This window comes from Thalassospira sp. Z349TD_5 (assembly GCF_056173045.1).
This window is the reverse complement of sequence record NZ_CM149654.1, coordinates 2,404,306-2,427,021: the sequence shown is the minus strand read 5'-3', so window position 1 is coordinate 2,427,021 and position 22,716 is coordinate 2,404,306. Positions and strand designations below refer to the sequence as shown.

At 53.8% G+C, this 22,716-nt stretch carries 24 protein-coding genes; 11 read left to right on the top strand and 13 right to left on the bottom strand.

Annotated features, from left to right (window positions below):
- The first annotated feature begins 38 nt into the window (after positions 1 to 38).
- Positions 39 to 995: a threonine ammonia-lyase gene (locus tag AC0VXT_RS11095; RefSeq protein ID WP_475545488.1), complete on the top strand. Its 957-nt coding sequence runs from the start codon at positions 39 to 41 to the stop codon at positions 993 to 995.
- 237 nt (positions 996 to 1,232) lie between these two features.
- On the opposite strand, the gene rpmF is transcribed toward AC0VXT_RS11095, so the two are convergent.
- The 5 genes from rpmF to AC0VXT_RS11070 form a co-directional block, all read right to left on the bottom strand.
- Positions 1,233 to 1,412 carry a 50S ribosomal protein L32 gene (gene rpmF / locus AC0VXT_RS11090; RefSeq protein ID WP_007090029.1) on the bottom strand — a complete coding sequence of 60 codons (180 nt, stop codon included), beginning with the start codon at positions 1,410 to 1,412 and terminating at the stop codon, positions 1,233 to 1,235.
- A 41-nt stretch (positions 1,413 to 1,453) separates the two neighbouring features.
- A complete protein-coding gene (locus AC0VXT_RS11085; protein ID WP_475545487.1) occupies positions 1,454 to 2,140 on the bottom strand; it encodes a GNAT family N-acetyltransferase in 687 nt (228 codons plus the stop codon).
- Positions 2,137 to 2,679, bottom strand: coding sequence for a GNAT family N-acetyltransferase (locus AC0VXT_RS11080; protein WP_475545486.1), 543 nt, complete (start codon positions 2,677 to 2,679; stop codon positions 2,137 to 2,139). Before AC0VXT_RS11080 ends, AC0VXT_RS11085 begins: the two co-directional genes overlap by 4 nt.
- Before the next feature lie 119 nt (positions 2,680 to 2,798).
- Positions 2,799 to 3,671, bottom strand: coding sequence for a 3-mercaptopyruvate sulfurtransferase (gene sseA, locus AC0VXT_RS11075; protein ID WP_475545485.1), 873 nt, complete (start codon positions 3,669 to 3,671; stop codon positions 2,799 to 2,801).
- 141 nt (positions 3,672 to 3,812) lie between these two features.
- Positions 3,813 to 4,523, bottom strand: coding sequence for an alanyl-tRNA editing protein (locus tag AC0VXT_RS11070; RefSeq protein WP_101300103.1), 711 nt, complete (start codon positions 4,521 to 4,523; stop codon positions 3,813 to 3,815).
- A 269-nt stretch (positions 4,524 to 4,792) separates the two neighbouring features.
- Here AC0VXT_RS11070 and AC0VXT_RS11065 point away from each other — a divergent pair, with 269 nt between their 5' ends.
- The 3 genes from AC0VXT_RS11065 to AC0VXT_RS11055 all read left to right on the top strand — a co-directional run bounded on the left by AC0VXT_RS11065 (position 4,793) and on the right by AC0VXT_RS11055 (position 6,707).
- The gene (locus AC0VXT_RS11065; RefSeq protein WP_475545484.1) at positions 4,793 to 5,518 is read left to right on the top strand and encodes a DUF4194 domain-containing protein; all 726 of its coding nucleotides are present in this window, start codon (positions 4,793 to 4,795) and stop codon (positions 5,516 to 5,518) included.
- A gap of 89 nt (positions 5,519 to 5,607) precedes the next feature.
- A complete protein-coding gene (locus AC0VXT_RS11060) occupies positions 5,608 to 6,120 on the top strand; it encodes a hypothetical protein (RefSeq protein WP_412776470.1) in 513 nt (170 codons plus the stop codon).
- Between the two features lie 308 nt (positions 6,121 to 6,428).
- Complete coding sequence (locus AC0VXT_RS11055) at positions 6,429 to 6,707, top strand: tyrosyl-tRNA synthetase (protein WP_101300108.1); 279 nt, start codon at positions 6,429 to 6,431, stop codon at positions 6,705 to 6,707.
- Positions 6,708 to 6,752: 45 nt separating this feature from the next.
- Here the strand turns inward: AC0VXT_RS11055 and AC0VXT_RS11050 are convergent, their stop codons facing one another.
- Together AC0VXT_RS11050 and AC0VXT_RS11045 are read right to left on the bottom strand one after the other, a co-directional pair.
- A complete protein-coding gene (locus tag AC0VXT_RS11050; protein ID WP_475545483.1) occupies positions 6,753 to 7,913 on the bottom strand; it encodes a PA0069 family radical SAM protein in 1,161 nt (386 codons plus the stop codon).
- Positions 7,914 to 7,986: 73 nt separating this feature from the next.
- Positions 7,987 to 9,633 carry an inverse autotransporter beta domain-containing protein gene (locus tag AC0VXT_RS11045; RefSeq protein WP_475545482.1) on the bottom strand — a complete coding sequence of 549 codons (1,647 nt, stop codon included), beginning with the start codon at positions 9,631 to 9,633 and terminating at the stop codon, positions 7,987 to 7,989.
- A gap of 349 nt (positions 9,634 to 9,982) precedes the next feature.
- Here AC0VXT_RS11045 and AC0VXT_RS11040 point away from each other — a divergent pair, with 349 nt between their 5' ends.
- Complete coding sequence (locus AC0VXT_RS11040; RefSeq protein WP_475545481.1) at positions 9,983 to 10,615, top strand: LysE family translocator; 633 nt, start codon at positions 9,983 to 9,985, stop codon at positions 10,613 to 10,615.
- A 57-nt stretch (positions 10,616 to 10,672) separates the two neighbouring features.
- Here AC0VXT_RS11040 and AC0VXT_RS11035 read toward each other — a convergent pair whose 3' ends face one another.
- From AC0VXT_RS11035 to AC0VXT_RS11025, 3 genes are all read right to left on the bottom strand, one after another.
- Positions 10,673 to 10,831, bottom strand: a complete 159-nt coding sequence (locus AC0VXT_RS11035; protein ID WP_475545480.1) for a hypothetical protein — start codon at positions 10,829 to 10,831, stop codon at positions 10,673 to 10,675.
- Between the two features lies 1 nt (position 10,832).
- Entirely contained in the window at positions 10,833 to 12,407 is a 1,575-nt protein-coding gene (locus tag AC0VXT_RS11030) for an L-lactate permease (RefSeq protein ID WP_475545479.1), read from the bottom strand.
- Between the two features lie 183 nt (positions 12,408 to 12,590).
- Positions 12,591 to 13,610, bottom strand: a complete 1,020-nt coding sequence (locus AC0VXT_RS11025) for an LLM class flavin-dependent oxidoreductase (protein ID WP_475545478.1) — start codon at positions 13,608 to 13,610, stop codon at positions 12,591 to 12,593.
- A 141-nt stretch (positions 13,611 to 13,751) separates the two neighbouring features.
- On the opposite strand from AC0VXT_RS11025, the gene AC0VXT_RS11020 reads away from it, so the two are divergent.
- The gene (locus tag AC0VXT_RS11020; protein WP_475545477.1) at positions 13,752 to 14,270 is read left to right on the top strand and encodes a P-loop nucleotide/nucleoside kinase family protein; all 519 of its coding nucleotides are present in this window, start codon (positions 13,752 to 13,754) and stop codon (positions 14,268 to 14,270) included.
- A gap of 15 nt (positions 14,271 to 14,285) precedes the next feature.
- Here AC0VXT_RS11020 and AC0VXT_RS11015 read toward each other — a convergent pair whose 3' ends face one another.
- Positions 14,286 to 15,194 carry a LysR family transcriptional regulator gene (locus AC0VXT_RS11015; protein WP_475545476.1) on the bottom strand — a complete coding sequence of 303 codons (909 nt, stop codon included), beginning with the start codon at positions 15,192 to 15,194 and terminating at the stop codon, positions 14,286 to 14,288.
- Positions 15,195 to 15,305: 111 nt separating this feature from the next.
- On the opposite strand from AC0VXT_RS11015, the gene AC0VXT_RS11010 reads away from it, so the two are divergent.
- Positions 15,306 to 16,664: an MFS transporter gene (locus AC0VXT_RS11010; protein WP_475545475.1), complete on the top strand. Its 1,359-nt coding sequence runs from the start codon at positions 15,306 to 15,308 to the stop codon at positions 16,662 to 16,664.
- 108 nt (positions 16,665 to 16,772) lie between these two features.
- Here the strand turns inward: AC0VXT_RS11010 and AC0VXT_RS11005 are convergent, their stop codons facing one another.
- Both AC0VXT_RS11005 and AC0VXT_RS11000 read right to left on the bottom strand, forming a co-directional pair.
- Complete coding sequence (locus tag AC0VXT_RS11005) at positions 16,773 to 17,771, bottom strand: cysteine synthase A (RefSeq protein ID WP_475545474.1); 999 nt, start codon at positions 17,769 to 17,771, stop codon at positions 16,773 to 16,775.
- Between the two features lie 133 nt (positions 17,772 to 17,904).
- A complete protein-coding gene (locus AC0VXT_RS11000; protein WP_475545473.1) occupies positions 17,905 to 18,564 on the bottom strand; it encodes an NUDIX domain-containing protein in 660 nt (219 codons plus the stop codon).
- A gap of 265 nt (positions 18,565 to 18,829) precedes the next feature.
- Here AC0VXT_RS11000 and AC0VXT_RS10995 point away from each other — a divergent pair, with 265 nt between their 5' ends.
- The 4 genes from AC0VXT_RS10995 to pepD all read left to right on the top strand — a co-directional run bounded on the left by AC0VXT_RS10995 (position 18,830) and on the right by pepD (position 22,682).
- Complete coding sequence (locus tag AC0VXT_RS10995; RefSeq protein ID WP_475545472.1) at positions 18,830 to 20,338, top strand: diguanylate cyclase; 1,509 nt, start codon at positions 18,830 to 18,832, stop codon at positions 20,336 to 20,338.
- Between the two features lie 228 nt (positions 20,339 to 20,566).
- A complete protein-coding gene (locus AC0VXT_RS10990) occupies positions 20,567 to 21,076 on the top strand; it encodes an N-acetyltransferase family protein (protein WP_475545471.1) in 510 nt (169 codons plus the stop codon).
- A gap of 144 nt (positions 21,077 to 21,220) precedes the next feature.
- Complete coding sequence (locus AC0VXT_RS10985; RefSeq protein WP_475545470.1) at positions 21,221 to 21,490, top strand: hypothetical protein; 270 nt, start codon at positions 21,221 to 21,223, stop codon at positions 21,488 to 21,490.
- Complete coding sequence (gene pepD / locus AC0VXT_RS10980) at positions 21,447 to 22,682, top strand: beta-Ala-His dipeptidase (RefSeq protein WP_475545469.1); 1,236 nt, start codon at positions 21,447 to 21,449, stop codon at positions 22,680 to 22,682. Before AC0VXT_RS10985 ends, pepD begins: the two co-directional genes overlap by 44 nt.
- Positions 22,683 to 22,716 lie beyond the last annotated feature (34 nt).

Genomic DNA, 22,716 nt, shown 5'->3' with positions numbered 1-22,716 from the left:
CATCCCGTCAGACAAAACCATTCCCGTCAGGAGGCCCCGTGATCGATCTTCAGGATTTCCGTGCCGCGCGTCGCGCCATTTCCAGTCATATGCGCTTGACCCCGGTATTTAAGGCAGACAATTTTGTGTCCAAATCGGTGTTTGATAAAGCCGACCACCTGCCTGACATGTTTCTGAAGCTTGAAAACATGCAGGTCACCGGATCGTTTAAGGCGCGCGGGGCGATGAATGCTGCATTGGCCCTTGATGAAGACAAGCGCGCCAACGGGTTGTGCACGGCATCAGGTGGCAATCACGGCATGGGTGTGATCTATGCGGCGCGAACTTTGGGTGTTCCGGTTAAAATCTTTCTACCGACCAACACGCCCAAGCCAAAAGTCGAAAAGCTGCGTGCGCAGGGCGTTGATGTCGCACTGACCGGGGCGGTCTGGGATGATGCCAACCGGGCGGCAATGGATCACGCACGCCAAAGCAACATGGCCTATATCCATCCCTTTGCCGATCCCAAGGTGATTGCCGGGCAGGGCACCATTGCGCTTGAGATGCTTGAACAGCAACCTGATCTTGATACGCTTGTTGTTGCCATTGGCGGTGGCGGGTTGATTTCAGGTGTTGCAACGGCAGCGCGTTTGCTAAGGCCAGCCATTCGGATCATTGGGGTTGAACCAACCGGTGCGGCAACCCTGTTTGAAAGCTTAAAGGCCGGCGAGGTTGTAACTTTGCCAACGGTCAATACCGCCGCAACCAGTTTGGCGCCGCGTCAATCCTCCGCATTAAACGTCGATTTGATCGGTAAGAATGTTGACCGCATTGCGCTGGTCTCCGATGAGGAAATGCAACAGGCGGCAAGCTGGCTTTGGCGCGAGCTTGGCATTGCGGTTGAGCTTTCCGCGGCGGCCGGGATGGCTGCGATCATGAAAGACCGCTTGGGGGTGGATGATCCGGGCAGGATTGGTGTGATTATTTGCGGGACCGGGAATGACGGGATGAAATAATCCGGTTTGGTGCGCGGGTATTTGACAACAATATGCGGGCGGACAAGGGGCTGTGCCGCCCGTTTTGTTATGGTTTTTAAAGCGTTACCGCCGCACATCTAAATCATCAGACAAATAAAAAGGGATGGAACCGTTGGGCTCCATCCCTTTTTAAACCAGACGCCATCCGAAAAACGGATGGCGCGGAATTTTGTAGCGTCGCAAACCGCCAAAGAGCAAAAGCCCTTTGGAACGGAATTACATCTTAGGCTCGACCACTTGACGACCACGGTACATACCGGTGTTCGGATCAATGTGGTGCGGGCGATGCAGTTCGCCGGTTTCTTTGTCTTCGCGGTACGAGCCCTTGGCGAGCTTGTCATGCGAGCGACGCATGCCCTGTCGGGACTTGGTCACTTTTTTCTTTGGCACTGCCATGGGTCATCATCCTCTGGCTTGGGTAAACTCAGGCGCGCTTGTTACCGTGCGCGCTCGGGAAAGTCAACGATCAAAGTGTCAGAATTTTCATTATCTGCATTTTCTGTGGCACTTCCGCTGTCGGGCGCTTCGCCGTCCTGATTGCCAGCATGATCAACATGGTGATCAATTGGCGGGATCAGCCCGACATCGCGAGGATCGTCAACAATATCTGTTCGCTGGTCGTATACAACAAAGCCAGCCTTTTGGTAAGCCCCCAATGCGCTTGGATGATCCAAAGTGCAGGTATTTACCGTAAGGCGGCGCGGCTTAAGGCCCCAGGCGGTATCAATCGCCCAGTTTAAAAGGTATTTGCCATAGCCCTTGCCGATGAAATCGGGGATCAAACCCATGTAATGCAGGTCGATCACGCCGTTTTCTTCAAGGTCGCCCAGATCAAGTTCGGCAAAGCCCGCCGGAACACCGGCAACATACAAAACATACACATGTGTTTCAGGCAGGGCCAGAATCGGGCCAAGTTCATCGTCGCTCATTAAACGGCGCTGCCACCACAACCACGGTTCGCCAACCGTATCATATAAGTAGCGGTAAAAAGACAGTGTCAGGTTTTCTGCCCGCACGATGGCGACCTTTCCCGGTGGGATGGTGGCGGGTGCGCGTTCGGGTGGTGCGGGCATTTCAAGGAAGCTGACAACAACGTCAAGCTTGCGCGGATTGGATGGGGTCATGGGGTTAACCTCTTGCACATGAGGGTTGTTTGAAAAACGTCATGCGCCTTTATCTGTGGGGCATCAGTAATCGGTTCATAGCCCAGTTTGGCATAAAAGTCAGCAATCTCAGGCGTTTCGATTGTGACCCGAACTTCAGCAAGATTGGACACACGCAGGATGTCTTCGGCCAGCTCCACCAGTTGACGACCAAGGCCAAGGCTCTGGGCGAACGCGGCAATCGCTAGATAATGAATCCAGCCAAATATCTCATCATGGCCAGTCATCATGGTGGCAATGATTTGGCGGTCTGATGGCAGGCGGGCAACGATCAGGCTGCCGTGATTGGCGTTGATGCAATTTTCGATGTCTTTACGGGCATCACGGATTGCCGGGATCAGGGCCGTGGCGATCCAAAGGCGCGTGATGGCCGCAATATCGTCATCCGACGGCGTTTTAAGCTGTTCAAGTAAAATGCCCGCCCCGTCATCTGTGCCCGCCGAGGTGGCCGCATTTACGGCTGGGGTCGGTTTCGGGCGATAAGACGTCGGGTCGGGCATTTTTATTCCAGTCGGTATCTATATCTTTAGAACGATCAATCATGCAGGGTCGATGATTGCGGGACAGTCTAACAGATTGGCATATGCATGCGAAACGGCCCGCAATTCATGTTGTTGCTTTATGGGGCCTTGCTTTGTGACGGGCCGGTTGTGACCGGGCTGTCTTCGGTGGTGGCCCATTGTGCCCATGACCCGTCAAAGACGGCGACTTGCTTGTGACCGGCGATGTAAGCACCCATTGCAAGCACGCAGGCGGTAACGCCTGATCCGCAGGTGGCGACGACAGGGCGATCAAGAACGATACCGGCATCTTTAAATGCAGCACTGATTTCGTCTGCATCTTTAAAGGTGCCGTCTGCGTTCAGCAGCTGATCAAAGGGCAGGTTAAACGCGCCGGGCATATGGCCTGATTTTCCCCAAGGATCTTCGACCTCACCCCGGAAGCGTTCGCCAGCACGGGCATCGACAATCTGTTCGCGCTTGCTGGTGATGTTTGACAGCACCTGATCATATTCGCGCAGCAAGAAACTGTTGGCGCGCGCGGTAAAGTGACGTTCGCGCGGCGGGGTGATCGCATCGGTCACCGGATGACCTTCGGCAAGCCATTTTGGCAGGCCGCCATCCAGAACGACAACGTCCTGATGGCCAAAGTGACGCAGCATCCACCACGCCCGACATGCGGCCATGGCGGCACCGGTCTGAGCATACACCACAATGCGGACCCCATCGCCAAGGCCAAGTTTGCGGACCTTGGCGGAAAACTTGATGGCGTCTGGCATCATGTGGGGTAGGGGGGCGCTGTCGTCAGCGGCGATGTCGTCAATATCAAAGAAAACCGCACCGGGAATGTGCTGCGCATTATAAAGGTCGCGCGCATTTTTGTTCTGGGCGGGCATATAATAACTGGCGTCAACGACGCGCACGTCCGGCGCGTCGATGTGATCCGCAAGCCACTGGGTGGAAACCAGGGCATCGGAAAGTGGGTTGTTCATGGACAAGCTCCGATTGGCAATGGTGGGTATTGCGTGATCCCCGTTGGTCCGGGGATCGATTGTTTTTAAAGTGGTCCTGTAGGTGAATTTGTAACGGGCCCATACCGCGCTGGCAATATCCGGCCTGAAATCGATTGTGTCTTATTCCTCAAAAACAAGATTGATGCGTCGGTTCTGGCGGCCTTTCTTTTCAATTTTTGAAATGGTGACGCGGCCAATTTCCGATGTGTTTTTGACGTGCGTGCCGCCGCAGGGCTGAAAATCAATGCCTTCGATGGTGACTGTGCGAATGGAGTGCCCATCCATCGGCGGCTGAACCGACATGGTGCGGACAAGTTCGGGGTTGGCTTTCAGTTCTGCAATGCTGATTTCGCCGTCATAGACATCGGCGTTGCGCGCGATCAGCTCATTGAGCTTTGCAGTGATGTCGTCTTTATCAAGCACCGCATCCGGCAAGTTGAAATCAAGTCGCGCCTTGTGGGCGGCAATGTTGCCGCCGGTCACATCCCCGTCGATCACCGCACAGAGTAAATGCAGGGATGTATGATAACGCATCAGACGATGTCTGTTGTCCCAGTCAAGTTCAGCTTCGACGCTGTCGCCGATGGCTGGTAGATCATGACCTTCGGCAATGATGTGCAAAAGGGTGCCGGTTTCGCGGTCCTTGACCGTGGTGGCGACCGGAAGGCTTGCGCCTGATGTGGTTTTAAGCGCGCCAATGTCGCCGGCCTGTCCGCCGGACGTTGCGTAAAATACGGTCTGATCAAGGGCGACGCCGCGGTCTGAAATCCCCGTTACGGTCGCGGTGCAGGTTTTGGCATAGGCATCTTCACGAAATAAAAGGCGGGTCATTTTTCGGATGTTCTCCCTTGGGCGTATTGGTGGCGATGGTGGCGTGCTGGGGGTGGGGGCGCGTACTCAGGTCGCGTACTGGGCGATCTTGGATGTGTTCTTTTAGTTGAATTCATCGTGCGGTGGGGTGGGGCAGGTTGTCGAGGGGAAATGTGTCCGGCATCTATTTATTAGGAATGTATAATTATTTACATAAAATGAAAAATGATGTTTGTAGATGTACATAATGTATGATATCCCGGTGGCGTAAATCAGGAGTATCACCAACCTTGGCGGCACTTATTCACGTTAAATTGACGGGCGAAGGGGATTTCGGGCCGGTGGATCTCGAATGTGCGATCCCGCCTGCGCGTTTGCCTGTGGTGATGGCGGCCTTGTTTGGTCAGCCTGTCTCGGCATCGAATGTTTCGGGCGCGACAACTGCGGCGCGCATGGCGCCTGCTGGTCGGCCTTCGCGGTCTGCTGCGCAGACTTCGCTGCCACCGTCAGATTATCCGATCCAGAACTCTGAGGCCCAACCTTCTGGAAGCCTGCCTTTTGAGGGAGGCGCTGATGCCTCTTTGGATATGTCTGGGGCCGATACGCAAATGTCGCGTAACGATGACGCCATTGTTGGCCCAGCTTTAACGGATCAAGTTCCCCATGCATTTGACGGTGGTTCGGCCGCGTGGGATGGGGCGACGGATCCGGGTAGTTTCCTGACCCGTTTTGTCGGATCTCTTGGGGATTTGATCGCACGTCTTCAGCCGCGTGGATATGCAGAAACCATTCTGATTGCGGCGATCTGGCTGCATTACCGTGATGGGCGCAACATGGTGACCCGTGATGACATTCGCCGGGGGCTCCGCAGACAGGATCATCTGCGTATGCCGCGAAACTTCAGCCGTGATTTCCATGCTGCGCTGTCACGTGGGTATCTTGAACCGATTGAAAACGATGATGGATTTGTTGTTTCCAGGGCTGGCTATCAGTGGTTTCGCGCGGAATGTAATTAATAGTACAATTTGTCGAGAAATATGTTGACGAAATGTATGGTTGATGTATCGTTTTTGACAGGGACAATAAAAGCGGGCAGGACCAAAAAATGCGTGAATGGGAAGTTAGAACCAGTTGTCGGGTGTGGCGCGGTCGTTATGTCATCCGGGGGGATGTTGATCGTATTGCCAATGACATTGTCGAGTTGCAGCAAAACCGTTTTCCGGGGCTTGAAACCAGTAAGGTATCGCTTCGGGTTGTGACCATGGCGGTGATGTCGGTCTTGGCCGAGGAATGCTGCGAAGACGGGGTGACTGCCGCCGAGCTTTCCTTCCTTTTGACGACCTGTTTGGGCATGCCGATTTCACCGACCCGGATCGAACAGGAGATGGACGGCCTGTCGGGCCTTGTCTGGACCGGGCAATGGGGGGGTGAAACCCTGTATGTTATGGAAAAGCGCGGGTTGCGGTTCTTTGAAAGTGCGCGTGCAATGGCGTTGTCGGAAAATGGCACTGTTGCGCTTGGTGATGCGGACATCGCGTCGGCGGTTAACGATGCCGGGCTTGATCCGGCGATCATTGCTGATCCGGCCCCCCATGCGCGGTACCGCGTTGTCAGCTGATATCTGCTGATGATTTCATCGTCCGCTTTAAGTGATTTCACCCGTCAGGTTCGCCCGGCGGGTTTTTTCATGCATGTGGCCACAGCATGCCCTGTTACAAAAGACGCTTGACCATCTCTGTTTTCAGCCTTACTAATTTTGGTATGGAAAACGCGATCATTCATTTCAACGCCTATTTTACGTCGTACACATAAGTGCGGCGCGTGTTGATTTGTATCTGATCAAATGAAAACAGGCTGCCACAGGGCAGCCTTTTGTTTTTCATCCCCGGTTTGCCCTAGGTGGTCGCACCACGAAGGAAAACCGAAATGACCCATATCTCCCTTATTGATCGTACCCCGGCACTTGAATTCGCACCCGAAGCCTTAAAGAACGGGATCGAAGTCGTATCCCTTATCCTGATGGCGGGATTTGCCAAAACAAGCACCGAAGCCCAAGACCTTGTCGCGCGCGGGACGGTATGGATAGAAGAAAAGCAAATTACAGATCCCCATCATCATGTGCTTAATTACGCCTTTGATGATGGTGAAATTTTGCGGCTTTCGGTTGGGGCGGGCAAGCACACAACAATTCGGCGGGTGGGTTGAGCATTTTGGGTATGTGCCGGGTGGATGTTGGGGGTGTGGATACGCCTAGAACAACGACATCTGCCCATCCGCACTGGGCCGTTTAAATCCGCTGCAATCAAGATCAAGCGACCGTCCGATCAGGCCGTGTTTCTTGCGCGCGGCCTTAAACCGGGTGGCGATCAAATCGGCAATCGGGCCAGTGCCGCGCATGCGGGTGCCAAATTCGGATTGATAGCGTTCACCGTCGCGCATCTGGCGGATCAGGGACATGACCTTTGCTTTGCGATTGGGGTAGTTGGCTTCGAGCCATTCTTCGAACAGATCGGCAATTTCAAGCGGCAGGCGGATGACGATATGTGATAGCGATGTTGCCCCGGCGTCATGAACGGCGGCGACCAGATTTTCTATTTCCATGTCATTGAGGCCGGGAATAATCGGCGCGCATAGAGCCGTGACCGGAATGCCGGCATCGGACAATTTACGAATGGCATCAAGGCGGCGGTGCGGAGCCGAGGCGCGCGGTTCGAGAAGGTTGGATAATTTGTGATCAAGGCTGGTGACCGATACGGCAACCGACGCCCGGTTTTTAGCGGCCATCGGCGCGATCAGGTCAATGTCGCGGGTGACAAGCGCGTTTTTGGTGATGATCGAAAACGGATGCTGGCAATCGCTTAGCACGCTTATGATGGATCGGGTCAATTGCTTGTCACGGTCAACAGGCTGATAGGGATCGGTGCTGGTGCCAATTACAATCGGGGCGGGGGAATAGCTGCGTGCCGAAAGTTGTTTGCGCAAAAGAGTGGGCGCCTCAGGTTTCCAGAACAGCTTGGTTTCAAAATCCAGTCCCGGCGACAGCCCCAGATAGGCATGTGTTGGTCGCGCAAAGCAATACACACAGCCGTGCTCACACCCCCGATACGGATTAATTGAACGATCAAACGGCACATCGGGGCTTTGGTTGCGGGTAATGACTCTGCGCGCACCATCAATGCCAAGGGTGGTTTTGATGCGTGGCGGTGCGTCGTCAAGGAGCTGATTGATCCACCCGTCATCAACGGCCTGATGGATATGACGTTCAAACCGGCCATCGACATTTGACACCGCGCCACGGCCCTTTTGCGGGCGCGCAGGGAGTAGATCCGGGTCCCAATTCGGGGCCTGCCAGCCTTCGCCGGGAAGGGATTCCGTTATGCTGTCTGATGGCGGTTCGATTGTGTATCTCATATGCTCAAGATATAGAACAAAATAAGAACATTCAAGCAAAATGCACCAATCTCGAACCTGCGAGTACCTTATATCAGGGGCATGTTGTGCCGCTGGTGGTTATTGATCCGGTAACGGTGCTGGTGCCCGCATTCACAAAATAACAGCTGGTAATATTGGATGTATTCCCCGTGCCTGAGAGGTTGTTGACCGTGACACCACCGGCAAAGAAGATATAGTCTTGGCTGGCAGGCGCGGTTGTACCGGTCATTGAAACAGTGTTGTTGTTTACACTTACATTCGAATTGGTGCCGACGAATGCAATGAACTGACCGCCACTGCCATTGGCAACGATGGAAACCGTATTGTTGTCAATGGTGACGTTTTGGCTGTCCTGAACTTGGATGCCGTTTGCGGTTGCACCACTTGTTGTTGTAAAAGTGTTGTCACGGATCGTGACATTCTGTTTGCCATCAATCCTGGCGATGGTTAAGCTGCTTGCTTGGTTGAGGCTGGCTGTTACGCCAATCAGGCTGCTGTTATCGGCCATGTTAAAGAAACGACGGGAACCACCAGCACCACCGTTGCTTCCTTCTCCGGAAATGGAGGCATTCGGGATGCCAATCGTCACAGACCGCCCGGATGGTGTTTTGATATCCAGAGCACCGCCGCCAATGATTGTCTGTCCGTCCTGAACGTCAGTGACGCTGTCGATGTCGGCATAGGCACCACTTAGGACAACCGTTGAATTGGCGCCTGCATTGGCAATAGCGGTTGCAAAATTGGCAGCAGTTGTTGTGTCGCTGTTCAGCAACGTAATCGTTTCGCCGTCGCCCGTTGCCGTGATTTCTTCGGCTGCGGTGAACTGCCCGGCCTGACTGACGATATCGATGTCGCGCATGATTGGATCGGTCATGCGTCGTTCCATCGCGGTCAGGCGTGGTTTTGGGCTATCACCAAAATCTTGCAGCGGAATACGCAACCGGAAACTGGCAAATCCCTGTGTACCGCGCGGATCGTCATGCTGAATTTCAGCGCCGAGTGAAAAGCGTGACCCTTCCCACAGAAACGGGACCTCATCAAAGGTCAGGTCAAGTCGCCCACGCGGGCCTTGCACCGTATCAGCGTTCTTTTCTGTAAATCGATACCCACCGGCATAGGCGCGAAGTTGTTGTCCGGCAGTTGCGTCAAACAGCGGAACGCGCCAGCCGATTTCGGCATCAAACCCGCGAAGGGCGCGTTCTTCGCCCTGGCGGTACATGATCGATGTGCCCGAAAAGTCAACCGTGCTCAGGCTGTCTTCCATATAACTTGTGGTGCCGACCGGCACATAGGCATTAGCGCGAAAGTCCCAGTCAAGCGACAGGGCCTCGGCCCCGACGGTGACTTGATTGAATTTATTGCCATACGGGCTGTGTCGGCGGTCAAAATACCCGTACCCGCCAATGTTCCAGCCACTCTCAAGCATCTGACGGATGCCAAGGCCAAAATTGCCTTCGTGGCTGTTGTTGTCATCCATGCGTGCGCGGATGCTGCCAAAGCTCAGCGTGTCGTCATCTTGCCAAAGCGGGATGAACAGATCGGTCTCGCCAAGGTTGCGATCTGTTCCGGCTTTGCCCTCAAGATCAATATGCGGTCCCCATTTATTGGTGGCGTGCGAGGTTTCAGCATGGGCGCCAGAAGCCGCCAGCATTGCGGAGCCAAACAACAATCCAATCAGGGTGGTCTTTTTTATGTACATCTCAAAATCTGGTCAGCAGGCATCATTGCGCAACGGCAATATGCCGCAGCACCGAGATGCATCAGGAGTATAAATACGTGGGAGTTACAGTGTCCCGCTCATGCATGACTGTTTGTCATGTCTCTGTTTTCTTGCGGTAAAGTTATCGGCAAAGATCGTTGCGAACCACTGGTATTCTTTATCATTTTCGCAAGAGTTATCATTTTCCGCCAACGCGTTTTGGATGTGGCATTTGGCGTTGATGGTAAATGTCATGGTGACAATTACCTGCTTGTTGGTTGGGGAAATAGATTTATAGTTTTGGGAAAGGTGCTTCTTACGGTGCCTGCCAGCCTCAAAGGAGTGCCCCATGGATTGGACACAGTTTTTAAGTTTTGCGCTTGTGACGTCGCTTTTGGTGATGTCGCCCGGCCCGAATGGCGTTTTGATCGCGCGCACGGTGCCGACATCTGGTCGGGCAGCCGGGGTTGCCAATGTGGCTGGTTTTGTTACCGCCTTTTACCTGCATGGTGCGCTGTCGATCCTGGGGATTTCGGTCATTCTGGTGCAATCGGCACAGGCGTTTATGATCGTCAAATTGCTGGGTGCGGCCTATTTGTGCTGGGTCGGGTTTAAGGCATTGCGCGATGCGTGGCGCGGTGTTGCCAAGGTAACGGACATCTCGCCGGCAAAGCGTCGCCGGACCTTGATCACGGCCTATGGCGAGGGTTTTTTGACCAATGCGCTCAACCCGAAAGTGTCGATTTTTTATCTGGCAGCTTTCCCGCAATTCATTCCGGTCGGCGAGGGCGCTATTGGATCGGCCTTCATGCTGGTCTGCGTGCATGCCATGATCAACGCGGTGTGGTTCGGGGCGATGATCATGCTGTTGGCGCGTCTGACCCGTTATGCCGGAAGCGGGCGTTTTCAGCGGGTGTTAAAGGCGACCACCGGGGCGGTTTTCATTGCCTTTGGCGTTAAACTGGCAACGTTCCGGCCCTAAACGCATTTTAATTCGGATAGTCGGTCGCACCCGTCGGGATGATTGCCCGACGGGTTTTTATTTGCGCAGAACAATCAACGCCATGATGACCGCAAACAGCCCAAGCAGAATGTCGGCTGCTGTGGTGTTTTGGGCGATCACCGCTTCAAATGCGGCGACCGGCAGGATCAGGGATGCCAGAAACAAGAATGCCGGATTGAACAGTTTGTTTTTCATGTCAAACACCCCCTGCGTGCATCGAAATCAGCAACATGCCCAGCGCCATCACCCCGCACAGAAAGGTCAGGATAACACCGGTTTTCAAAACAACCGACAAGACCGGGCCTTCCTTGCCCGACAGGCCGACAGTTGAACAACCAACAAGGATTTTGGATGGGGCCAGCATGCTGCCAAGCGATGCGCCCGCCGCCTGTGCGGCCAACACTAATGATGTGGAAATGCCGGCAAGTTCGGCGGTGTGGCGCTGGAACATGCCAAAGACAACGTTGGAATTGTTTGTGCTGCCGGTCATAAACGCACCCAACGCACCGATGGCTGGTGAAATCACCGGATAAGCGACCGAAAAGGCCCCGGAAAATAGGGCTGCACCGCCCTCGGCTAAGGCATAGGTCATGCCTGCATGGTCCATAATGATCGCAAGCCCAATCACTGGCACCATACCGATGCTGGTCGGAAGGCCACTTTTAAGGGTGCGTTGCCAGATACGTTTGCCAATGCCGTCATCATAGTGGCCGCGCATTTTAAAGAAGGCGAAGCTGATGGCAGAGGTATAAAGAAGCAACGCCCCCGGATGGCCGAAAATGGCAATTGCCTTGGCACTTTCCGGGTTGATCAGCCAGCCAAGCGAGGTGCTGGTGGCCGGGAAATCAAGGGTAAAGCGGATGTGGCCAAGGAACGCCTCGACTGCGGGGATAAAGGTCGCACAACCGACCAGTACCATGAAAACAAGGTAGGGTGTCAGCGCTTCAAGAAGCGGCATGTGTTGATGGTCGTCTTCGACTTGTTCGACAATATCATCGGGATGGGGTTTCCAGAACCGGGTGACAAGGATCGACATTGCAAGCCCGGCAATCCCGGCGGTCAAACCGCCCAGCGTCCAGACGCCGTAATTGGCCATAACATATTGTGCAATTCCCATGGTGCCGGAAATGAGTACCAGCGGCACGATCCGGCGGCGAATGGTGCGAAAGCCGCCATCAAGCCACAAAACAGCAGCGCCGCACATCATCCCCGACAGCCCCAAAAGAATGGCGGCGTCATGGGTAAGCTCGGTTCCGGGGATGCCTGTGACACCAATAAGGGCTTCGAACGAGGTCGCCATATTGCCAAACAGCACCGACCAACTGTGCCCGATCATCGGGGCGGCAACAGCCAGAACCGGCGAAAACCCCATGCCGAGCAAAAGCGGTGCGACCACGGCAATTGGCACGCCAAAGCCCGCAACCCCTTGCAGGAAGCTTGCAAACACATAACCAAGGATCAACAATTGCAGTGGGCGGTCATCGGTTAGCGACCGGATCGCACGGCCAATGGTCTTAATCGCGCCTGCTTCGTCGGCGGCGAAATACAGGATCAGGGCAGCCCAAACGATATAAAGGATATAAAGGGCCAGCATCACGCCCTTGGCCTGGGCAATGATCAGCATGTCGGTTGGGGCGCCGAAATAGAAAACGGCAATCAGGGCTGTGACAAACCATGCCGCAGCACCGGCACGTGCTGCCCCCCAATTGGCCTTGATCATTAAAAAAAGGATCGTCGCAATCGGCGTTGCCGCCAGCAGAAACTCAGTCATAGGGAGCGCACCATAACCTTTTGAAACAAGGGTATTGTCGTCACGATAGCGACGGTGCGCGCATAGTGTCCGAGCACGGATGCAAGTGCAAGCTGTGATGAATTGTATTTCGTATGATGAAATGCAAATACCGGGTTCACGGAGCACCCGGTATTTGCATTTTTTGATCGGTTATTTGATGGGTTAGGCGCAGTCTTGTTCGTTTTTTTCTGCGCCGATCTCATTGAACAGGTCAGCGGCAATGCCAAACGATTTCAGGCGGGCTTCCTGATCATAAATATTGGCTGTGACCATGACTTCATCGACATTCGTCATATAAATGAATTCGCGCAGTTTTTTGCGCACGGTGTCACGTCCGCCGATGGCGGCATAGCGCATGGCGTGGTCAACACCGGCTTTTTCGACCCGGTTCCAGATTTCGCTCATATCCTTAACCGGCTTGGGAAGTTGACCCGGTGTACCGCGGCGCAAGTTCAGGAACTGTTGCTGCATGGATGTCGCAAGATATTCACCTTCTTCGTCACTATCCGCGGCAAAGAAACCCATCGCGGCAACCGCATAGGGTTTGTCGAGCTGTTCGCTTGGTTCAAACCGGTGACGATAGAGCGAAAGAGCATCCATCAGCATATCCGGGGCAAAATGCGATGCAAAGGCAAACGGCAGGCCAAGGCGTGCCGCAAGATCGGCTGAAAACAGGCTGCTGCCCAAAAGCCACATCGGGACTTGCGATCCATAACCCGGAACTGCGCGGATCGGCGGGTTGCCTTCAAGCGGGGCCAGAAAAGCCTGAACCTGAAGCACGTCCTGAATGAAGCGGTCTTCGGACCCGTGCATGTCACGGCGTAGGGCCGCGGCGGTCCGTTGGTCGGTTCCCGGTGCGCGTCCAATGCCAAGGTCAATCCGCCCGGGGTGTAATGCGTCAAGCGTGCCGAACTGTTCGGCAATCACAAGCGGCGCATGGTTTGGCAACATTACGCCGCCCGATCCAACGCGAATGGTTTTCGTGCCCGCCGCCACATGGGCGATTACGACCGACGTTGCCGCACTGGCAATGCCGGGCATATTGTGATGTTCGGCCAGCCAGTAGCGGTGATAGCCGAGTTTTTCGGCATGCTGGGCAAGTGTGAGCGTATTGCGCAATGCATCACTGGGATGCTCACCGGCATTGACCGGGCATAGATCAAGGAGAGAGTATTGTACCATTCGACAGACTTTCAGTTTGGCGCAGGCCGTTAGATGCAGGCGCGCCTGATTTCGACGTTGATGTTAATCTAGCCTGAAATCGCAACCTTGCCAGTACCAAGAGACAATGAACATGATGGAACAGAACAAAAGAGATCGGAAATGTTGATCATTCTTGGTGGTTTACCCGGTGTCGGGAAGACGTCTGTGGCGCGAATTGCCGCGCGTGCCCTTGGGGCAATGCATTTGCGGATTGATACAATCGAACAGGCGGTTCTTGATGCCAATGTGCCACCAGATGACGATATAGGTCCGGTTGGATATATGGTGGCAAACCGGCTTGCGACGGATAACTTGCGGCTGGGCCATATGGTGATTGGCGATGCCGTCAATCCGATTGAAATAAGCCGTTCTGAATGGCGGCGTGCTGCTGAACGTGCCGAAGTGCGATATGTTCAAATTGAGTTGATTTGCTCGGACAAGGCGGTCCATGGTCAACGGGTCGAAACACGGATCAGTGACATCGAAAACCATAAGCTGCCAGACTGGGCGAAGGTTTGCGCGCGTGAGTACGAGCCATGGCAACAGGTTGATCTGGTGATTGATACAGCACACATGTCAGTTGAAGAAGCGGCAGGAAAACTTGTTGAATTTGTTCAGGATCAAGATTCAAAATTTTGATTCTAAGTGTTATTTTTAGGTTTCGCTGGGTGTTGTGTCGCGATGAGCGGCCAGGGTGCGGCTGACAAAATTGCGAAGTGCGATTGAGATGTCATTGCCGCGATAGGCCAGCGACAGTTCAGCGATTGGCACATCGCCCTTTATTTCGCGGTAGACAACCCCGTTGGCCTGAAGCTGGGTCATTGGTTTGGGGACAAGCGAAAAGCCAAGTTCAGCGGCAACAAAATTGATCACCGAGCCAAGTTGTGGCGCGGATTGCCCCAGTTGCGGTTCAAACCCGGCCACGCGACAGGCGGTGACGACTTTGTCAAAATGGGTGGGGCCAACCGCGCGCGGCGTCAGGATCAGGGCGTCATCGCGCAGCTCCGTCAAGGCAACCTTGCCGCCCTGGGCTGCAGGATGTCCGGCGGGCAGGACCAACACCATCGGTTCGGCCGAAATCACATGCAGGCGAATGCCGTCACCGGCAACCGCATCCTGACGCAAAAACACCGCATCAAGACGTTCGTCCTTTAACCCGGTGACAAGCTGTGCGGAGTTGGCTTCTTCAAGTGTCATTTCAACACCGGGAAAGGCACGGCGGAAATCGCGAAAAATGCGCGGGACCGATGGGCTGAAGGCCGCAGATGCGGTAAAGCCAACCCGAATGGAACCGACTTCGCCGCGCCCGGCACGTTGGGCCGCACGAATGGCCCGTTCAGCCAGATCGGGGAACTGTACTACGATGTCTAAAAAGGCCGATCCGGCCTCGGTCAGTTCCGCACCATGGGGGACACGGTGAAACAGCGGTGTTCCGATTTCGGTTTCAAGATCACGGATTTGCTGGCTGAGTGGCGGCTGACCAATGCCGATCTTGGCCGCTGCACGGGTGAAGTTTCCTTCGCGGGCGACGGCCAGAAAATAGCGGATATGACGCAGTTCCATGATTGGTATATCCAAAACATATCAAGATTGACTGTATCATATATTGGACGGATGGCGAGCGAAGTGCAACCATAAGAACCGTTCCACGAATAGTTCCAAATGAGGCCGTAAATGCCTGCATATCGGGAAAAATCCCCGGCTGCGCTATCTGATCGCGATGCTGATACCACATCACAGAAAAGCACGTCGCCCCAACGTGTTGATGACCCACTCGCGTCCACCAACGCCCAAACGACCACTGAACCGGTCTGGATTAAACCCGGTTCAGCGGCGTTTCGCCGTATCAGCATCGCACTTTTTCTGGCCGGTTATGCGACATTCTCGCTGATTTACTGTGTACAGCCATTGTTGCCTGAACTTGCGCGCCATTTTGCGGTTGGGCCAGCCGAAAGCTCGCTCGCCCTTTCCTTGACGACTGGTTTTCTGGCCTTTGCCATTTTGCTGGCCGGTGCCGTATCGGAGGCGACAGGGCGCAAGAAACTGATGCTTGTATCGATGTGTGTGGCGTCGGTTTTGAACCTGATTGCGCCATTGCTTTCGGACTGGCATGCCTTTTTGGTGGTGCGCGCTCTTGAAGGATTGATGCTGGGCGGGGTGCCTGCGGTTGCCATGGCCTATCTGGCTGAGGAAATTGATCCCAAGGGCCTTGGCATGGCGATGGGAATTTATATCAGCGGGACGGCGATTGGCGGGCTGAGTGGCCGTGTCGTGATCGGCTTCCTGACCGATCTGTTTGGCTGGCATATTGCATTGGGGGCCATGGGGACGCTTGGCCTTGTCGCGGCCCTTGGGTTTGCGATTTTGTTGCCAGCATCGCGCAACTTTGTCCAGAGACCGGGATTTCAGATCAGATATCATCTGCGGGCTTGGGCTGGGCATTTAACCCATGCGGGATTACCGTTTGTGTTTCTGATCGGCGCGTTTGCCATGGGCTGTTTTGTGACGATCTTTAACTATGTTGGGTTCCGTCTTTCAGATGCGCCATATGGGCTGAGCCAAAGTCAGATCGGCCTGATCTTTGTTGTCTATTTATGCGGTTCGGTGACGTCTTCGATTGCCGGGGCTTTGTCGGACAAGCTTGGTCGGGGGCCTGTGTTGGTTGTGGGGGTTCTTTTGGCCGGTGTTGGTGTGGCGATGACCATGCTGGAAAGCTTGCTTGGTGTGATTGGCGGCATTGTTGTTCTGACCAGTGGATTTTTTGTTGCCCATTCGATTGCCAGCGGTTGGGTCGGACGTCTTGCCGAGACGTCCAAGGGCCACGCATCATCGCTGTACTTGCTGGCCTATTATCTGGGATCAAGTATCATGGGGTCGGTTGGTGGCTGGTTCTGGGCGCATGGCGGCTGGAATGCGGTGGCTGGATTTGCCGGAATGCTTCTGGTTTGTGCGCTGTTATGTGGTCTGTATCTTTGGCGGTTGGCAACGCAGGCCGCCCGACGCGCGCAGGGTAATTTAGTTGAGGCGGCGTAGGCATGGGTGAGGGGGCACATATGTTCCTGAATCTCAGGGCCTAAAACAAAACCCCCGGCCATTTCTGGTCGGGGGTTTTGCTGTTTCGGGTGCTGTTTTCGGCGTGGCCTAGAGCCAGCTTGGGCTCGGCAGACCTTTTTCTTTGAGGAATTCCGGGTTCCAAAGCTTGCTTTGATAGCGCGTGCCAAGGTCACACAGAATGGTGACGATGGTTTTGCCCGGTCCGAGTTCACGGGCAAGACGCACGGCACCTGCAATATTGATCCCGGTGGAACCGCCCATGCACAGACCTTCTTCTTTCAAAAGGTCAAAGACGATTGGCAGCATTTCTTCATCAGAAATCTGGAACGGGTGATCAATCTCAACCCCTTCGAGGTTGGCGGTAATACGCCCCTGACCAATGCCTTCGGAAATGGAGCTTCCTTCGGACTTCAATTCACCGAATTTATAGTGACTGTAAAGGGCGGCCCCCATCGGGTCGGCAAGACCGATCTGGATGTCTTTATTGCGTTCTTTAAGTGCCAGCGACACGCCAGCAAGCGTACCACCGGTGCCAACAGCACATATAAAGCCATCGACTTTGCCGTCGGTCTGTTCCCAGATTTCTGGTGCCGTGGTGTCGATATGACCTTGACGGTTGGCGATATTGTCAAACTGGTTGGCCCAGATCGCGCCATTGGGCTCAGACTGTGCCAGTTCTTCGGCCAGACGGCGCGACACATGAACATAGTTGTTCTGATCGCGGTAAGGCACGGCCGGGACTTGGCGCAAATCCGCACCCAAAAGACGCAGCAGGTCTTTCTTTTCCTGGCTTTGGGTTTCCGGGATCACGATGACGGTGCGATAGCCAAGCGCATTGCCGACAACAGCAAGACCGATACCAGTGTTGCCAGCCGTTCCTTCGACGATGACGCCGCCCGGTTTTAAAAGGCCGCGTGCTTCGGCGTCGCGAATGATGGCAAGGGCGGCGCGATCTTTCACCGATCCGCCTGGATTGGCATATTCTGCCTTGCCCAGAATGGTGCAGCCCGTCAGCTCGGAAACTTTTTTAAGCTTCACAAGTGGGGTGCGGCCAATGGCGTCAATGGTGCCATTGCGAATGTCCATGACAAACTCCCAACGTGGTTAGGTTTAAAATGTGATTGCCTGTTGATTGGGTCTTTTATACACAAAAGTCAAGATGGTTTGAAAATTATCACGTTTATTTTGTGTTAAATGTCAATTGAGCACAAAGTCTATATTATGGGCGCAATGCGCTGGTTTCCTTACGGATGCGGTCACGGTTGAGCATAAGCCACTGTACTGCAATTGTCGCCGTTGCATTGCAGAGTTGCCCGTTTTGCAACATGGCAAAGCATTCCTCGGCCGATACTTTGTAAACGCGGATGTCTTCGCCTTCGTCAACAACGCCGTGAATGCCACCAATGTTCGTGCTGTCCACGCGACCATAATACAGGGTGACGGTTTCGCTTGAGCAGCCCGGTGTGACATAGTAGCGCGATATATATTCCAGATCGCCAATGATGGTGCCGCCGGATTCTTCCAGGGTTTCGCGATGCGCAACGTCTTGCAGTTCTTCACCATCTTCGATGATGCCTGCGACAATTTCATTTAGCCACAGTGGCATGCCGGGATAGGTTTTTTGAACCGATATCGCGCCCGGTCGGAACTGCTCGATCAGAACGACTTCATCACGTACCGGATCATAGGGCAGGACGGCAACCGCATGTCCGCGCTCAAGCACTTCACGATCAAGAATAGCACTTTTGCCACCTTCAAAGGTGTCGTGGCGCAGGCGATACACATCAAGCTTGAAATACCCGTTCCAGCCGCGACTGTGTTCGATAATCTCGTAGTTTTTCGGGGACATGTAATCCGTTTCCATAGTCGTTTCGAGCATGTGCAATGAACATATTTGTAGGGTGTTTGGGAGGCAATACTCAGCCTAAAGTATTTATTATCCATTTGTATGGTAACTCTAAACTCCTGTTTATTCAGGCGATATCACATTAAGGGTGATACAGGCGTTTGAGTGGCAGGCAGGATATCGGGTTGTTTTAATGATCGCTAATATAATGTAGGCTAAGAGGCCAATTAGGCGCAGTGATTGACACATATCGATCCCTGCAGAAAATGGTCCGGATTCCGGGGGATGCAGGACGTTGATGCGGTTCGAACCAACAGAGATCGCACGTCTGTATGGGCGTTCACGCGTAGGGGTTGTTGTCCATAAGGACCTTCAAGCCGTGTACGTCAACGATGCCTATGCCAAGATGCTTGGCCGTCGGGACGTCAAGGATTTCATGGCCGCACCCGACATGCGCCAGTATATCCCGCCCAGTTTTCACCATGAAGCCACCAAACTTTCCGAAAACTATCAAAGCAGCACTGGCTTTCACGGCTGGAAGAAGGTCTATAATATTCGGGCTGACGGGTCGCCTGTGTGGATGGAAATCAGCGATGAAACCGTGGAATGGGAAGATGGGAGTGCTGTTCTGACCACCGCACAGATGATTGATAATGGCACGACTGCCATGCAGGTCGATCACATGCTTGGCCGGTCTTTCATCGGCGTGATGGTTCATCGCAATATGACCGCACTTTATGTGAACGATTCCTTTGCGCACCTTATGGGCGCGAAAAATGCCAGCAGTTTTATGGAACGGCCCAACGTCCTGCGGTTTATCCCTAAGAAACATCAATCCAGAGCCATTAAGCATGTTGCCGATATTCTGAGTGGGGACCGCACGGGTGATCGTCATCGGGTGGAGGATGTTCTTGATGATGGAACATCGGTTTGGCGTGATCTGACAGATGAGCGCATTTTGTGGCATGACGGAAAACCTGCGGTTTTAACAACCGCACATGATGTCCGTGACGAAGTCGAAATGCATGACGAATTGGTGCGTGCGAAGTCCGGACTTGAGGCGGCCGTCACCGAAGTCATCCGCATGGTGCCTTCGGCCGTGGCGATGCTTGATAGCAAGCTTGATGTCATTCATTACAATTATGAATTTTCCCGCCTGTTTGGCGCTGACGGAACGGCAGAAGACGTCGAACCATCATTTGAAATTACGGCGTTGCGCGATTGTTATGAACGTTTAAAGGCCGTTGGGCATGGGCACGCGACGATTGATGAAATGCAAACACCTTCCGGGCGGATGGCCGATATTCGCATGAATATGATGGAGGGCGGTGGTGTGATGGTTTCGGCCACTGACATCACCGATCACAAGCGTAAAGAAGAGTTCCTTGATACGCTGGCATCGACCGATCCGCTTACCCGGGCGCTTAACCGGCGCGGCTTTGAAAGTGCGGTCAGTCGGTTGCGTGAAATCCGTCATCTTAAAGATAAAAGTTGGCTGTTTGGTCTAATTGTTCTCGATCTTGATTACTTCAAACAGACCAACGATACCTATGGCCATTCTGTTGGTGACCGTCTGCTGGAAAAAGTTGCTCAGGTTTTGCGCCAGGCATTGCGTGATGATGACCTTGTCGTGCGCTTGGGGGGCGAAGAATTTGCCGTTCTGTTGCCATCGGCGACAGCTGCGGTCACCAAACGCATTGCAGAACGTTTGGCCAGCATGATCCGAGAAATCGAAGTGGCCGTCGAACAAGGACGGCAGTACGGTCGCAAAAATCACGGCAAGTTTCGGCGCAACCGTTGGCGGTGAAGGACGGCAAAAGTTTGTTGAGCTTGCCGATGCGATGCGGGTTGCGGATCGCGCCATGTATGAAGCCAAAGAAGCCGGTCGTGATCAAATCAAGTTCAAAACGCTTGATGAGATAGACGATTAGGGGCGGCAGTGTTTAATGCCCGGTTGTTAAATTCACAATTCCCGAAAATCGATTTTCTCCTATTCTGTTGCATGCCATAGCCATGTGAAGCAGGAGAGTTGCCAATGAATATTCGCGCCATGACACCCGACGATGGATTCGCCGTTGTTGATGTCTATCACCGCGGATTACAGTCCGGGCATGCGTCGTTTCAGGAAAATGCAGGCACATGGTCTGATTGGGATCAGGGGCATCTTGATGTCTGTCGATTGGTGGCCTGTGATGGGAACGGACATATTTGCGGTTGGGCCGGGCTTTCGGGTGTTTCCGGGCGATGTGTCTATCAAGGGGTTGGCGAAATATCGGTTTATGTTGACCCGGCCAACCAAGGACGGGGCATTGGCAACATGTTGCTGGCGTCCCTGATCGCGCAGAGTGAACAGAATGGATTTTGGTCGTTGGAAGCCGGAATTTTTCCAGAAAACCAAGCCAGCATCGCGCTTCACCAAAAACACGGATTTGATATTGTCGGGCGCAAGCGTGGCTTGGGCCGGATGAATTATGGGCCAATGGCAGGCCAGTGGCGCGATGTTATGGTGTTGCAACGGCGCAGTGAAATCGTTGGTATTGAATAACTTGCGGACTTTACGATGGTGCTAAGCAGGGCAAAATTGCGCAGAAACCCTTACATGCGCTTTAAATTCAGCCGTGAATGAGGTAATCAACTGATCGAACCCGCGAAAACTCACAAACGAAGACTTTAACAGGAGAGCGCCGCCGTGAACGAGATCAGCAAAATTGCCCCGGTCGCGATTTGGGAGAATTTCCAGAAACTTTGCGATACCCCGCGTCCATCGACCAAGGAAGAAGCTGTGTTGCAGCTCTTGGAAAAAATGGCCGATGCCAAAGGGTTCGCACACTTCCGCGATAGCGGCAGCAACCTTGTCATAACGGTTCCCGCCAAGCCGGGCTATGAAGACCGTAAAATGGTCATTTTACAGGCCCATGTCGAACATGGTGACGCAGGCCAATTCCGGTTCGAGCCATAATTTTGATACCGACCCGATCCGTATGGTGATGAACGGCGAATGGATTACCGCCGACAACACCACGCTTGGCGCGGACAATGGTATCGGTGCTGCGGCCATGATGGGCTTTATGACCGAAGATGGTCTGGAGCACGGTCCGCTGGAGCTTCTGTTTACGGTTGACGAGGAACGCGGCCTGACCGGCGCGATGAACCTTGAACCGGGGCGTCTTAAAGGCGACATTCTGCTGAACCTTGATACCGAAGACGAGTATGAGCTGTGTGTCGGCTGTGCTGGCGGCGGCGATCTTGTCGCGACCTTTAATTATGCGCCAGTTGCCGTGAATGCCGGGTTTGTTGCCCGTGATATCGCGCTGACCGGTCTTAAGGGCGGCCATTCGGGCATCGACATTATTCTTGGTCTTGGCAATGCCAACAAACTGATGGCGCGTTTCCTGCGTACCGCAATCCGCGACCTTGGTGCGCAGATTGTCACCATCAATGCCGGAACGGCCCGCAATGCCATTCCACGTGAATCTTTTGCATCGGTTGTTTTGCCAGCTGATCAGGCTTCTGCTTTCAACACCACACTGGCAGCCTTTGGTGCTGCCGTGAAAGACGAGATTGGCGCAATCGAGCCAAACTTCAACATTGCCGCCAAGGATGCTGATCTTCCTTCAACCGCAATGAGCGCGTCTGACTCGCAAAAATTCAACAATGCTTGTGTCGGTGCGCCAAATGGTGTGCAGGCCATGAGCACAAGTGTTGAAGGGGTTGTTGAAACCTCGATCAATCTTGCGATCATTAAACTGGCAAATGGCAAGGCCGATGTGACCCTGTCGGCACGAAGCTCAATCAACTCGGCGCGTGATTCGATCCGCGAAGCCGCAACGGCTGTTTTTGAAAACATTGGTGCGACGGTTTCCTGGGGCGATGCTTATCCCGGCTGGAAACCGGACGCGGATAGCGAAGCTGTTAAAATGATGATGGCGGTTCATCGCGACATGTTTGGCAAAGATCCGGAAATTCGCGTGATCCATGCCGGTCTTGAGTGCGGGGTTCTGGGATCGAAATATCCGCATTGGGATATGGTATCATTCGGGCCAACGATTAAACGCGCGCACAGCCCGGACGAATGTGTGCATGTACCAAGTGTCACCCGTTTCTGGGATTATCTTTTAGCGGCATTGAAGTCGATTCCGACCAAGGCCTAATCGTCTTTGTGACGTGAAAAGACCTGCAGATTAG

Excerpts from the sequence above, each read along its gene's own strand:
- AC0VXT_RS11070 (WP_101300103.1), bottom strand. The coding sequence starts at position 4,523 with ATGACCCGCCTTTTATTTCGTGAAGATGCCTATGCCAAAACCTGCACC.
- AC0VXT_RS10995 (WP_475545472.1), top strand. The coding sequence starts at position 18,830 with ATGCGGTTCGAACCAACAGAGATCGCACGTCTGTATGGGCGTTCACGC.
- AC0VXT_RS11030 (WP_475545479.1), bottom strand. The coding sequence starts at position 12,407 with ATGACTGAGTTTCTGCTGGCGGCAACGCCGATTGCGACGATCCTTTTT.
- AC0VXT_RS10990 (WP_475545471.1), top strand. The coding sequence starts at position 20,567 with ATGAATATTCGCGCCATGACACCCGACGATGGATTCGCCGTTGTTGAT.
- AC0VXT_RS11055 (WP_101300108.1), top strand. The coding sequence starts at position 6,429 with ATGACCCATATCTCCCTTATTGATCGTACCCCGGCACTTGAATTCGCA.
- AC0VXT_RS11015 (WP_475545476.1), bottom strand. The coding sequence starts at position 15,194 with ATGGAACTGCGTCATATCCGCTATTTTCTGGCCGTCGCCCGCGAAGGA.
- AC0VXT_RS11005 (WP_475545474.1), bottom strand. The coding sequence starts at position 17,771 with ATGGACATTCGCAATGGCACCATTGACGCCATTGGCCGCACCCCACTT.
- pepD (WP_475545469.1), top strand. The coding sequence starts at position 21,447 with ATGTCGAACATGGTGACGCAGGCCAATTCCGGTTCGAGCCATAATTTT.
- rpmF (WP_007090029.1), bottom strand. The coding sequence starts at position 1,412 with ATGGCAGTGCCAAAGAAAAAAGTGACCAAGTCCCGACAGGGCATGCGT.
- AC0VXT_RS11045 (WP_475545482.1), bottom strand. The coding sequence starts at position 9,633 with ATGTACATAAAAAAGACCACCCTGATTGGATTGTTGTTTGGCTCCGCA.
- AC0VXT_RS11040 (WP_475545481.1), top strand. The coding sequence starts at position 9,983 with ATGGATTGGACACAGTTTTTAAGTTTTGCGCTTGTGACGTCGCTTTTG.
- AC0VXT_RS11020 (WP_475545477.1), top strand. The coding sequence starts at position 13,752 with ATGTTGATCATTCTTGGTGGTTTACCCGGTGTCGGGAAGACGTCTGTG.
- AC0VXT_RS11085 (WP_475545487.1), bottom strand. The coding sequence starts at position 2,140 with ATGACCCCATCCAATCCGCGCAAGCTTGACGTTGTTGTCAGCTTCCTT.
- AC0VXT_RS11035 (WP_475545480.1), bottom strand. The coding sequence starts at position 10,831 with ATGAAAAACAAACTGTTCAATCCGGCATTCTTGTTTCTGGCATCCCTG.
- AC0VXT_RS11080 (WP_475545486.1), bottom strand. The coding sequence starts at position 2,679 with ATGCCCGACCCGACGTCTTATCGCCCGAAACCGACCCCAGCCGTAAAT.
- AC0VXT_RS11010 (WP_475545475.1), top strand. The coding sequence starts at position 15,306 with ATGCCTGCATATCGGGAAAAATCCCCGGCTGCGCTATCTGATCGCGAT.
- sseA (WP_475545485.1), bottom strand. The coding sequence starts at position 3,671 with ATGAACAACCCACTTTCCGATGCCCTGGTTTCCACCCAGTGGCTTGCG.
- AC0VXT_RS11050 (WP_475545483.1), bottom strand. The coding sequence starts at position 7,913 with ATGAGATACACAATCGAACCGCCATCAGACAGCATAACGGAATCCCTT.
- AC0VXT_RS11025 (WP_475545478.1), bottom strand. The coding sequence starts at position 13,610 with ATGGTACAATACTCTCTCCTTGATCTATGCCCGGTCAATGCCGGTGAG.
- AC0VXT_RS11000 (WP_475545473.1), bottom strand. The coding sequence starts at position 18,564 with ATGCTCGAAACGACTATGGAAACGGATTACATGTCCCCGAAAAACTAC.
- AC0VXT_RS11060 (WP_412776470.1), top strand. The coding sequence starts at position 5,608 with ATGCGTGAATGGGAAGTTAGAACCAGTTGTCGGGTGTGGCGCGGTCGT.